The sequence below is a fragment of the Gallaecimonas xiamenensis 3-C-1 genome, assembly GCF_000299915.1.
GTDB lineage: Bacteria > Pseudomonadota > Gammaproteobacteria > Enterobacterales > Gallaecimonadaceae > Gallaecimonas > Gallaecimonas xiamenensis.
In genome coordinates this window covers 172,918-185,193 of sequence record NZ_AMRI01000002.1, presented here as the reverse complement: position 1 = coordinate 185,193, position 12,276 = coordinate 172,918, and the positions used below count along the sequence as shown (strand labels likewise).

General features: G+C 62.4%; 9 protein-coding genes. 2 read left to right on the top strand and 7 right to left on the bottom strand.

Annotated features, from left to right (window positions below; all coding sequences use genetic code 11):
* Position 1: 1 nt before the first annotated feature.
* From B3C1_RS19215 to gspC, 6 genes are read right to left on the bottom strand one after another with little or no spacing between them, the layout of a single operon-like run.
* Complete coding sequence (locus tag B3C1_RS19215; RefSeq protein ID WP_008482573.1) at positions 2-706, bottom strand: prepilin-type N-terminal cleavage/methylation domain-containing protein; 705 nt, start codon at positions 704-706, stop codon at positions 2-4.
* A 2-nt stretch (positions 707-708) separates the two neighbouring features.
* Entirely contained in the window at positions 709-1,143 is a 435-nt protein-coding gene (gene gspG / locus B3C1_RS02100; RefSeq protein ID WP_008482572.1) for a type II secretion system major pseudopilin GspG, read from the bottom strand.
* A 17-nt stretch (positions 1,144-1,160) separates the two neighbouring features.
* A complete protein-coding gene (gene gspF / locus B3C1_RS02095; RefSeq protein WP_008482571.1) occupies positions 1,161-2,381 on the bottom strand; it encodes a type II secretion system inner membrane protein GspF in 1,221 nt (406 codons plus the stop codon).
* Positions 2,381-3,913 (bottom strand): type II secretion system ATPase GspE, encoded by a 1,533-nt coding sequence (gspE, locus tag B3C1_RS02090; RefSeq protein WP_008482570.1) that lies wholly within the window; start codon positions 3,911-3,913, stop codon positions 2,381-2,383. The genes gspF and gspE overlap by 1 nt, the downstream gene beginning before the upstream one ends.
* Entirely contained in the window at positions 3,906-5,996 is a 2,091-nt protein-coding gene (gspD, locus tag B3C1_RS02085; RefSeq protein ID WP_008482569.1) for a type II secretion system secretin GspD, read from the bottom strand. The genes gspE and gspD overlap by 8 nt, the downstream gene beginning before the upstream one ends.
* 26 nt (positions 5,997-6,022) lie before the next feature.
* Entirely contained in the window at positions 6,023-6,901 is an 879-nt protein-coding gene (gspC, locus tag B3C1_RS02080; protein ID WP_008482566.1) for a type II secretion system protein GspC, read from the bottom strand.
* A gap of 294 nt (positions 6,902-7,195) precedes the next feature.
* On the opposite strand from gspC, the gene hslR reads away from it, so the two are divergent.
* Complete coding sequence (hslR, locus tag B3C1_RS02075) at positions 7,196-7,594, top strand: ribosome-associated heat shock protein Hsp15 (RefSeq protein ID WP_008482564.1); 399 nt, start codon at positions 7,196-7,198, stop codon at positions 7,592-7,594.
* A 7-nt stretch (positions 7,595-7,601) separates the two neighbouring features.
* Positions 7,602-8,462, top strand: a complete 861-nt coding sequence (hslO, locus tag B3C1_RS02070; protein ID WP_008482563.1) for an Hsp33 family molecular chaperone HslO — start codon at positions 7,602-7,604, stop codon at positions 8,460-8,462.
* Positions 8,463-8,510: 48 nt separating this feature from the next.
* On the opposite strand, the gene B3C1_RS20720 is transcribed toward hslO, so the two are convergent.
* Complete coding sequence (locus B3C1_RS20720) at positions 8,511-12,143, bottom strand: S8 family serine peptidase (protein ID WP_008482562.1); 3,633 nt, start codon at positions 12,141-12,143, stop codon at positions 8,511-8,513.
* Positions 12,144-12,276 lie beyond the last annotated feature (133 nt).

Below are 12,276 nucleotides of genomic sequence, written 5' to 3'. Positions count from 1 at the left end.
TTCACCAGCTCAGTTCCCCTTGGCGCCAACTGAGATCGCTGCTGTCGGGCCTGTCCAGGTAGCCGTTGGCATGGCCTTGGACGCAGCGGCTCAACACCTGGCTGGGGTCATTGCTGGCCAGGATGCTGCGCTCTCGGCTCTCCCGGCTAAAATCCAGCAATCCTGCCAGGGCCTCGCTCTTTACCTTGAAAAAACAGATTTCAAAGGGCAAAAACTCCCCGGACGACAGGAAGAACAGGTGCGGTGTCAGGCGTTTTTCCCGCTCCTGGGAGCTGCCCTCCACCTCGAAGGCGTCATCGGGGATCAGGCTTTGGCCCAGGGACAACCCCTCCAGGCGCAAGGCGCCATGGATACCGGGCTCGCTGTGCCAGTTCTTCAGGACACCGTCGTCGTCCAGGGCCTTCCAGGCTCCTTTGGGCCCTTCGGGGTCGTCTTCATACCCCGGCGCCGGGGCGTCCGGGTCAAAACGCATGGGCTCAACGCCCCCTTCCTGGTCGAACTTCAGCCCCAGCTCCTCGCCGCGCATGATCGCCTCGTCGTGCATCAGGGCAAAGCGGGCCTGCCAACGCAGGGCTTCCTTGTCCAGAGCCACGCCATCGCTCTGGCCGCCAAAAGACAGGCTGACCATGGCCACCATCATGCCGATGACAAAGAGGACGACCAGCAACTCAAGCAATGAGAAGCCGGCGGCGCGGCGCGGCAACATGATTATTTTTGGAAGTCCTTGATGTTCCAGTTGCCGATGTCGGCATTGAGATCTTCACCCCCTTCCTGGTTGTCGGCGCCCAGGGTGAACAGGTCGTAACGGCCGTGCTCGCCGGGGCTGATGTAGATGTAGTCGTTGCCCCAAGGGTCTGTGGGCAGGCGCTTGATATAGCCGCCTTGGCGGTAGTTGCGGGGGGCCGGTACCGGCTCTTCCACCAGGGCCTGCAGCCCCTGCTGGGTGTTGGGCAGCTGGCTGTTGTCCAGGTAGTACATTTCCAGGGCCGACTCCAGGCCGTTGATGTCGGCAATGGCCTTTTGCACCATGGCCTTGTCTTTGTTACCCAGCACATTGGGGGCGACTATGGCGATCAGCATTCCCAGGATCACCACCACCACCATGATTTCGATAAGGGTAAAACCCTGTTGCTTGCTTTTCATTACGGCTCCTTGGCGGCTCAGGCCACCATATTGTTCATTTCCAGAATGGGTTGCAGGATAGAGATCACGATAAAAAAGACAATGCCGGCCATCATCACCACCATCAGCGGCGTGAGGATGCCAAGGGACACTGTCACCAGGTTGGCAAACTCCCTGTCCTGGTTGTCGGCGGCCCGCTCCAGCATCTGGGTCAGTTCACCGGATTTCTCCCCAGAGGCGACCATGTGCAGCATCATCGGCGGGAACAGCTTGGTTTGGGTCAGGGCCTGGCGCAGGCTGCTGCCCTCCCGGACCTTGGTGGTGGCGTCCCGCAGGGCGACGCGCATCACGTCGTTGGTAAGCACCTCGCCGCTGATGCGCATGCCTTCCAGCAGCGGCACCGAAGAGGCGCTGCAGATGGACAGGGTGCGGGCAAAGCGGGCGGTGTTGACCCCCCGCACCACCTTGCCGAGGCCGGTGGTTCTTAATAGCAGGCCATGGACCTTGGCGCGAAAGCGCTCCTGGCGCATGGCACGGCGAAAGACCACTGTCGCCAGCACCGCCGCCGCCAGCACCAACAGGCCCCAATTGCGGACAAAGTCGGAGGCGGCAATCAAAAAGCGGGTACTGGCCGGCAGGGCGGCATTCATATGGTCAAACTGCCCCACCACAGTGGGTACCACAGTGGCCAGCAGCAGGCTGATAACCCCTATGGCCACCACCGTCAGGATGATGGGGTAGATCATCGCCTGTTGGACCTTCTGCTTGATGGCCTGGCGCTGCTCGGTGTAGTCGGCCAGGCGATTGAGGACAGTGTCCAAGTGCCCGGACTTTTCCCCGGCGCTGATCATGGCGCAGTAAAGGTCGTCAAATACATGGGGGTACTCGGCCATGGAGTCGGCCAGGCTATAGCCTTCCACCACCTTGGAGCGCACCGCCATAATGATGCGCTTGAGGCGCGGCTTCTCGGTCTGTTCCGCCACCGCCTTGAGGCACTCTTCCAACGGCAGGGCCGATTGCACCAGAGTAGAGAGCTGGCGGGTGATAAGGGCCAGATCCGGCACCGAGATACGTTGGCCAAAGCCCACACCTTTGCCTTGGGCCTGGGCCTTTTCCTTCTGGGCGCTGGCTTCCAGGCTGACCGGCATCAGCCCCTGTTCCCGCAGCAGCACCCGGGCCGCCCTGGCGGTATCCGCTTCCAGCAGGCCTTTTTTCTGTTTGCCCTTGGCGTCCAGGGCGACGTATTCGAAAGCCGCCATCAATCCTCCCGGGTGACCCGCAGCACTTCCTCAAGGGAAGTGACACCGGCCTGCACCTTGGCAAAACCGTCGTCGCGGATGCTGGGTACCGACTTGCGTACCTGCTTGATGATGGCCTGCTCGCCCCGGCCGTTGTGGATAAGCTCCCTGAGTTTCTCGTCGATGATGATGAACTCGTGGATGCCGGTCCGGCCGCGATAACCGGTCATGTTGCAGTGTTCGCAGCCCTTGGGGTGGAACAGGGTGAGATGTTTTTCCTCGACCCCCATCAGCTCCAGCTCGCCCTTGCTGGCTTGGTAGGGCTCACGGCATTGGGGGCAGAGGCGGCGCACCAGGCGCTGGGCCAGCACCCCGAGCAGGGAGCTGGAAATAAGGAAGGGTTCAACCCCCATGTCCTCCAGGCGGGTAATGGCGCCGGCGGCGGTATTGGTGTGCAGGGTAGACAGCACCAAGTGGCCGGTCAGGGACGCCTGCACGGCGATCTGCGCCGTTTCCAGGTCTCGGATCTCCCCCACCATCACCACGTCCGGGTCCTGGCGCAGTATGGCCCGCAAGCCCCGGGCGAAGGTCATGTCCACCTTGGGGTTGACCTGGGTCTGGCCTATGCCTTCCAGGTCATATTCGATGGGGTCTTCGACGGTCAGGATGTTGCGGTCCTTGGAGTTGATCTCCGACAGCCCCGCATAGAGGGTGGTGGATTTACCGGAGCCGGTTGGGCCGGTGACCAGGATAATGCCGTGGGGCTTGCGGATAAGGGCCTCGAACTGGCCGCGCACCGCCTTGGCCATGCCCAAGTCTTCCAAGTCCAGGCGCACCGCGTTTTTGTCCAGCAGACGCAGCACCACCCGTTCGCCGTGGTTGGACGGCATGGTGGACACCCGCACGTCCACCGCCCGGCCGGCGATACGCAGGCCGATACGGCCATCCTGGGGCACCCGCTTTTCGGCGATGTCCATGCGGGACATGACCTTGATCCTTGAGACCAGCAGGTTGGCCAGCTTGCGGCTGGGCTTGAGCACTTCCTTGAGCACGCCGTCGATGCGAAAACGCACCACCAGGGCTTGCTCGAAGGTTTCGATATGGATATCCGAGGCCCCTTCCTTGATAGCCTCCGACAGCAGGGCATTGATCAGCCGAATCACCGGGGCGTCGTCGTCGGAGTCCAGCAGATCCTCGGTCTGGGGCAGCTCCTCGGCCAGGGCGTTCAGATCCAGGTCGGCGCCGATGTCTTCCATCAACTGGCGGGCAGCACTGGAGTCACGCTGGTAAGCGGCCACCAGTTGCTCTTCGAAATCGTGGCCGGACAGGGGCGTGGGGCCAATGGCCTCCCCCAGGAAACGCCAGGCCTCCAGCAAGGCCTGGGGTTTGGCCCCCTCTCGCAGGTAGAGGTGCCCTTCGGTAAAGAGCACCCCGTGGCGCTTGGCAAAGGCGAAGGGCAGCCGGCCGGCGGCCAGCTCCTGTTCGGGGCTCAGCTCTTGCTGGGCCTCCTGGGCCAGGGCCTCTTCTTCGAGCTGCAGGCTTGGTTCAGTCATCCTTTTGCTCACGTGCTTGCTTTTCCAGGTACTCCTCCAGGCTGGGAGGACGGGCCAGGTTGTCATCCCAAGGCGGCAGCTCGGGAGGATCCATAAAGGGCATCAGGCTGATGCCGTCTTCCCGGCGCTTCTCCTGCTGGCGGTGCATCAGGTTGTACTTGCGGCGGCTCAGCTCGCGCAGGGTGTCGGCGTCCCGCACTATGGTGGGATGGATAAACACCATCAGGTTACGCTTGCGCTTGGAGGTGGAGGTAGAGCTGAACAGGTGGCCGATAATGGGAATGTCACCCAGCAGCGGCACCTTGGACTCGGATTCCTGGACGTCCTCGTCAATCAGGCCTCCCAGCACTATGGTGTCACCGTCTTCCACCAGCACTGTGGTGTTCACTTCCCGCTTGTTGAGGGTGATGTCCACGGCGGTGTTACCGGCCCGACTGGACACTTCCTGCTTGATCTCCAGCTGTACCGTATCGCCCTTGTTGATCTGGGGGGTGACGTTGAGTTTCACACCCAGCTGCTGGCGCTCTATGGTCTGGAAGGGGTTGGAGTTGGAGTCGCTGGCGGTGGAGCCGGTCAACAGCGGTACGTCCTCACCGGCCACGAAGGACGCTTCCTTGTTGTCCAGGGTGGTGACCGAGGGGGTCGACAGGATATTGGCCTTGGTGTTGGTGCTGACCGCCTGGATAACGGCGCCCCAGTCGTCCTTGATCACCCCCCACATGGCACCGTTGACGCTGCCCAGCACCTGGGCCAGCAGGCTGTAGTCACCCTGGGTGTCAGGGGTGGAACTGGTGGTGGTGGAACCGTCCCGATTGACCACTGTGGTGGTGGTGCCGTCCTCTCCCTGCGCGGCCAGGGCGGCGGCGCCAATCTGGGTGAGGCTGGGGAAGTTGCCGTTGGAGAACTGCTGCAGGCCGTAATCTTTGGACACCCACTGCACCCCCAGGTCGGTGCCGTCACCGTCGTAAATCTCGACGATCATCGCTTCCACATGGACCTGGGCCCGGCGGATATCCAACTGGGCCACCACATTGGCCAGGTTGCTGAGCAGGTCAGGCTGGCCGGTCAGCACCAGGGAGTTGGTCTCTTCGTGGGCCTTGATGGACACCTGCTGGCGGTTACGGGTACTGGACCTGGCCTGGGCCTGGCCTTGCTGGTCCTCGGCCTGGATGGAGTCGGACACCCCTTGCAGCACATCCACCAGGTCCTTGGCCTTGGCGTATTGCAGGTAGATAACCCGGGTATTGCCGGTGTTCTGCTGGTTGGTGTCCAGCTCTTCGATGGTGCGCACGATGCGGGCCCTGGCCTTGGCCTCACCGGACACCAGCACCGAGTTGGTGCGCTCGTCCGCCACCACTTTGACGGCCAGGGGATTATTGTTGTTCTGGTTGGCGCTCCCCGACCCCTTGTTGAGATCGTTGAGGATATCCACCACCTGGTTGGCCGAAGCGTACTTGAGCTTGACCACTTTGACTTCCTGGTCGCCGGCCTTGTCCACCCGCCGTACTATCTGGTCGATGCGGTCCACCACCCCGGAACGGCCGGTGACGATCAGCACGTTGGAGTCGTCATAGTGGACCACGTTGCCGGCCCCGGCGTTGTCCACCAGTTGGCGCAGCAACGGCGACAGTTCCCGTACCGGCACGTTGTGTACCTGGATAACCCGGGTGATCATCTCGTCGCCGCCGGCTTCCCCAGCCTTGTCTTCCAGCACCGGTATGGCGCCGGTCTTGGCGTCCTTGGCCTTGACCACCTTGAGCACGCCGTTGGGCATTTCCACCACGGCAAAGCCGTAGACGTCCAACACGTTCTGGAAGAAGCCGTAATACTGGTCGGCCGTCATCTGGTCATAGGAACGCACGTCGATTTTGCCGCGCACCGAGGGGTCGACGATGATGGTCTTCTTCAGCACCGCCGAAACGGTGGAGATGAATTCGTTGATGTCGGTGTCCCTGAACTGGGCCGAGTAGGTGGCAGGCTCGCCACTTTCTGCGGCCAGGGCCGGCAGCAAGGGGCTGCCCGCCAACAGGGCCGTCAACAAGGCCGCCGCCAGTGTCGGCTTGACGCCGTGATTCTTGGCCATAGTCCTTCCTTTATGCTTGATGGCGGTCATTGCTCGATACTGATGCTGAGGTTCATGGCCTGGCCGCCGCGCTCTATGTCGAGGGCGAGGCTGTCCAGGGTGCCGAGCTGACTGAGAATATCCATGGCCTGTGCCGGATCGGTCAGGTCATAGCCGTTGATGGCTTTGACCAGGTCGCCTTTTTCCAGGCCCAGGCTGTTGAAAAGTTGCGGTTTGGAGCCGGGTGCCACCAGGTAGCCGACAAGGCTGTCGTCCTGGCGGGAGGGGGAGAAACGCACCAACTCGCTGATGGAGGCCGGGTTGGCCTTGGCAGCGGCCAGGCTGTCCCTGACCTGGTCCGCGCTGACCGAGGTCGGTGCCGGGCGGCGGCCGGCCGGTACCGGGGCAGGCCTGGCCAGGGGCTGGTATTCCTTGCCGTCCAGCATCAGGGCTTCGGTCTGGTTGCGGTTGTCCAGCAGCACCCTGTCCCAAAGGATGCGTTTGATCTTGGCGGAGGTGCCCTTGATGTCGTCACCGACCCGGTAGGCCCGCTGGCTACCCTGGCTTTCGATAATGGCCACGCCACTACCGGTGTGGCTTTCGGCCACCAGGCCGCTCAGTTTGAGCTTGAGGCGGGTCTCGGGCGCGTCCACCACTTCCTGCACCGGCGCCTGCTGCTCCGGGGCGGCAATGCCGAACAAGGGGTGGGCGGACAGGCCACTCAGGTCCAGGGACTCACCCTGGCCGGCCTGGGACGGTTGCCAGCGCTCAACAGGCGGTACAGGGGTGGCCAGTTGCCAGCAAAGCCCTGCCAGCAGCCACAAGGCCACCATGCTGAAGATGAGGGTAAGGAAGCGCTGCAAGGTTTTTTCGGGCAAGCGCCGTGCCCAATCCGAGGCACGCTCAAGAAGCAATTCGGTATTCATTGTTATAACAGCCCCCTGGAATCCACCTGTCCCTGGTGTGGGCTGTGACCCCTTTTTAATCGTAATAAGGCACAGAGAATGTGAAGAAAGTATGTCAAATTCGATCTTAACGTTAACTGCAGCAGCTAGTTAAAACTAAGGCAGATGTAAATGCAACGGTGGCCTGGGCCTCCCTAGGCTAAGGTCTCAATATGACGACCAAGTTGCAATAGCCCGGCCTCTTGCAACTCGCCTCCAGCCCCTGCAATCCATGGGCAACTTGGTCATAATGGGCACAGTAAAACGAAGGTGCCTATGACAGACAAGCAAAGTGACCCAAAAGTTCGCCTGGACAAGTGGCTCTGGGCGGCCCGCTTCTTCAAGACCCGTTCCCTGGCCCGGGCCCAGGTGGAAGGGGGCAAGGTCCACTACAACGGCAACAGGGTCAAGGCCGCCAAGGTAGTGGAGCTGGGCGCCCTGGTGCGCTTTTGGTCCGGTAGCGACGAGCGGGAAGTGCTGGTGCTGGGCTTGTCCGAGCAACGTGGCCCCGCCCCTGTGGCCCAGCAGCTCTACGAAGAAACCCCCCAGAGCGTCGAAAAGAGAGCCAAAAATGCCGAGGCACGAAAGCTCAATGCCCTGTACAATCCGCACCCCGACACCAAGCCGGACAAAAAACAGCGCCGGCAGCTGAGAGATTTCAAGCATCAGGAGTGACCCGCTCATGGCCCAAGATCAGCTTCATCGCTTCCTTTTTGAAGACGCCCAGGTAAGGGGCGAACTGGTTCAGCTCGACCAGAGTTTCCAGGCCATATTGGCCAACCACCAGTACCCTGCTCCTATCCAGCGCCTGCTGGGCCAGCTGATGGCGGCCACCAGCCTGCTGACCGCCACCCTCAAGTTCGAAGGGGAGATCACAGTGCAGCTGCAGGGCAACGGCCCCGTCAGCCTGCTGGTGATCAACGGCAACCACCAGCAGGTGTTGCGCGGCGTGGCCCGCTACCAGGGCGAGGTGCCGGACGGCACCCTGGCTGACATGGTCGGCCAGGGCTACCTGGTGATCACCATTACCCCCAAAGACGGCGAGCGCTACCAAGGGGTAGTGGGCCTGGAAGGGGATACCCTGGCCCAGGTGCTGGAAGGCTACTTCGCCAATTCCGAGCAGCTGCCCACCCGCCTCTGGCTCTTTGCCGAAGGCGAAAAGGCCGCCGGCATGATGCTGCAGGTGCTGCCTGGCCATGACGTGGAACAGGACTTCGAGCATCTGTCCACCCTCACCGAGACCATCAAGGCCGAAGAGCTGTTTGGTCTTGAGGCCGAAGAAGTACTGCACCGGCTCTTCCACCAAGAACAAGTGCGCCTGTTCGACCCCCAGGCGGTCAGCTTCAGCTGCACCTGCTCCCGCCAACGCTGTGAAGGCGCCCTGGTGTCCCTGGGCCAGGCCGAAGCCGAGTCCATGCTGGCCGAGCACAACGGTACCCTGGAGATGGACTGCGAGTACTGCCGCAAGCGCTACCAGTTTGACGCCGTGGATATCGCCGGCCTCTTCGCCGGCGCCAACCAGGCAGCGGACGGCACCCACTGACATCGCCCAACAAAAAGGCCCCTGAAGGGGCCTTTTTTATTGCTGGCTTCAGTACCGGCGGCGCCGGCCCCAAGCCAGGGGCACCAGCAGCAGGGCTAACCAGCCCAAGGCACCGCCGCCACCGCCGGAGCTGGGCTGTTCAGTGGTACCGCCGTTACCGCCGGTGTCAGGGTCAGGGGTGGTGGTACCCACCGCCGTAACGGTGACACTGACCTGGCCTTCCAGGCTGGTGTTGCCCTTGGCGTCGGTCAGGCGGTAGCCGAACCGGTCGCTGCCGCTAAAGCCGGCTTTGGGGGTGTAGGTCACCTTACCCTGGCCATCCAGGTTGGCAGTGCCCTGGGCAGGCTGAGTGGCAATAAGGGCGGTCACGGCCCCTTGAGGTTCCACCTGCCATAGGCTGGAGGCCTTGTTGGACTGCACTAGGTTGTCCACCTCGGCATTGACCACCAGCTTGCCCTGCACCAGGCCCTGGGTCAGGTCCAGGCTGGTGCTGCTGTCCTGCTCCAGGCTGATGGCCAAGCTACGGGGAGCAGCGGCCAGGCTGTAGTCGATAACCAGCTTGCCGGCCGGCTGGTATTGAAACAGGTAGGCGCTGTTGCTGGTGGGTGCGGTGCCAGACGCCTGGCCGGAGCCCCTGGCATAGAGGCTGACACCGACCAGGCCAGTACTGTCTTGGGCACCGGTCACCAGGTAGTCCGGCAGGTCGCTCAGATCCAGATAGTGGACATAGACTTGGCCGCCGGTGTTGCTGACGATCACCTGGAAGCTGTACGGCTTGGCACCGGCCGTATCCTGGTAGTCGGCCATTTTGTACCACTCGAAGACCTGGTACTGGCTGCCGTCCTGGGTCAGCACGGCGCTGTACAGACGGCTGTCGGCGTTCATCCGCAGATCGCCCCAGAAAGGCGCCAGCAGGGCACCGGTGACCGCTTCGCTGGGCAGGAACTGCATATTTTGGCCGGCGATGCGGGCGCCGTTGAAAGCCAGGTAGCCGTTGAAGGAAATATCAACAGCGGTTGCCTGGATATCGAGGAAGGCGAAGCTGTTCTCGCCCGCCAGGGTGACCAAGGCACTGCCGTCGTCACAATTGCTGCTGCAGGCAAAACCCGACGCCTCCGGGACTGTCGACAGGCTGGGCAGATCTTCCACCCATTGCGGAACGGTCTTGACCTCCAGGTCACCGGGGCTGACATTGCCGAAGAAACTCAGGGTGCCCTTGCCGGGATCCCGGGTCAGGATGCCGCTGAAGTTGCTGCTTTGGCTGGGGGCACCATCAAACCAGAGGCCGGGGGGGACCGTCATGGTCAGATCCGTGTAGCTATTGCCCGCCCTGTTGGTAAACACCAGTTGCCCAGCCTGGCTGTTCCCCAGACCCAGCTCGCTACCCTGGCTCATGGTCAACACCTTGGCCTGAGACTGACTACCGTTGTAGATGGCCACCGCCATACGGGCATCGGGGTGTTGGCCGGCCTTGTCCTGCCAGGTTACGGCACCGAAGTACCAACTGTCCTTGGCCAGGCTGGCGGTGTCCACCTTGAGCGTCACCTCTTTCTGGCTGCCGCCGGCAGTCAGGGTCAGCTGGGAAGGATCGCTCTCCCCAGTATCCAAGCTGGCGATGACGGCCGGGTTGTCGAAGGTCACTTTGCCCTGCCAAACAGCGGCGCCAGCCAGGCTCTGGGCATTGAAGCTCAGTTCACAATCGATGACACAGTTGCTGTCTACCAGGGAAACCGGGGCAACACTCAGGCCAGCCTGCACCGCCAAGGCCACATCCAGACGGCCGGCGCCCATGGCAAAGGGGGTCGCCTTGCTGATGCCATCATCGTCTTTCACCTGGGGGTTGGCCGTGGTGGTCAGGGCCGCCTTCACCTGCACAGCGCTCCAGTCCGGGTGCGCCGCCTTCACCAGGGCAGCGGCACCGGCCACGGCCGGGCTAGCCATGGAGGTACCTGTCAGGCTGGCAAACTGGCCCATGGTGTCGGGGGAGGCAGCAGAGATGATGTCGGTTCCTGGAGCGGCCAGGTCTGGCTTGAGGACACGACTGTCGCCATTGGGGCCCCGAGAAGAGGAGTCGTTCATGGCGTCAAGCCACTGGGACTGGGAAACGATGTGCTGGCTAGCCGCCACGCTGACCGCCAGGCCTCCCGACAGCAGCTTGGTGGTAAGCAACTCGCCGTCCGCCTTGCTGACCATGACCAGGGGCACCGAAGCCGAGGGGGCGTAAGCGGCAAAGGGGGCGTTGGCGTCGTTGTTGGCCATTACCAGGCCCTTGGCACCGGCTGCAATCAGCTTGGTGGCCTTTTCATCAAAGGTACATTCGCCGCGATCAACCAGCACCCATTGGTCATTAAAGGTACCGGCACTGTAGCTGTCACAGGCCAAGGGATTGGCTGGCACGGCTACTGCCGCCGACACCAGGGTGCCGCTGCGGCTGACCTGGTCCAAGCCGCTGAGGGCGACAGTGCCCCCCTCCAGGCTGTCGTAGCTGTTGCCGTCCACGGTCAGAGCGTTGGCAAAGACACGCCCTGTCTGGGTGTTGGCCACAGTGATGCCGGACTCGGAGCAGGCCGGGCAGCCTATGGTTTGTGCGCTGTTGCCGTCATTACCGGCGGCAGTCACCACCACCACCCCCATCTCTTCAGCACTTTTATATAGGGTGCTGTAGGGAGAATCGGCAGGATCGCCACCAGGGCCGCCGCCCCAGGAGTTGTTGATGACGTCGGCGCCGTCGTTAACCGCATCGACCAGGGCCTGCATCAGGCTGGAGGTGGCGCCATAGGCATGCTCGCCATCGCTGAACAGGGCCTTGTACACCATCAGGTAGGCCCCAGGAGCCACGCCGGCAACGTCAAAAGTGGCACCGTTGCGGGTCAGGCTGACCGGGTTGCCCACGGCAATACCGGCCACATGGCTGCCATGGCTGTCATATCCCAGAGGCGAGTCTTTGTATTCATTGGGGCTGGCTTCGGCCAGGGCCGGGTAACTGCGGGCCAGGATCAATTTGTTGTTACAAAAACTGGCATCCACTGTGTGGCAGTAGTCGTTGTCAGGCAACCCTGTGGGCGCGGTATAGCCGGCGTCGGCGAACATGGGGTTTTCGGGGCGGATGCCGCTGTCGATCACCGCGACCTTGATCCCTTTACCGGCCAGGTTGGTACCACCGACCGCTTCCCAGACGGCGGGCGCCCCCACCAATGGCAGTGAAGCGTCGTAGCTGGCGACCATCAGCCGATCGGGATAGACCCTTTTAACGCCGCTGATGCTCTTGAGGCTGGCCGGGTCCAGGTTTTCTCCCTGCACCACCAGGCCATTGAAAAGGGTGTCGAAGCGCTGGGTCACTTTGGCGCCGGGATACTGGCGGGTCAGGGCACTGGCAACCTGGTTCTGATCATGGCGCAGTTGTGCCAGATAGCCCTGCGACTGGCTGCTGGCCAGGTCGATACGGCCCCCCTTGGTGCGGGGCGCATCGGCCAGGCGGGCCAAGGGGCTGGCCTGGAGCTCGATGATATAGCGGTTGGGCAGGGTGTCACCGGCCTTCAAGGCCTCTTTCTTGGCGCCCTGCACCGCAGTGGCCTGGTCGAACAGCGGCTGCTCCGTCTTTTGCCACTGTACCGCCAGGGCCGGCAAGGCCGCCATGGCCAAGGCCAGCGGTGTCAGACGGCTCAAAATCTGTCTTTTCACGTCAAAGTTCCTCGGATGTAAACAACGCGGCAAGACCCCAAAGGCATTGCCGACAACCTGACACGAGGAAGGAAGAACAGGGGAAAGGTGGATAAGCCCTTAGGCCAAGCTCAGCATCCTTGCCGCACGTCGT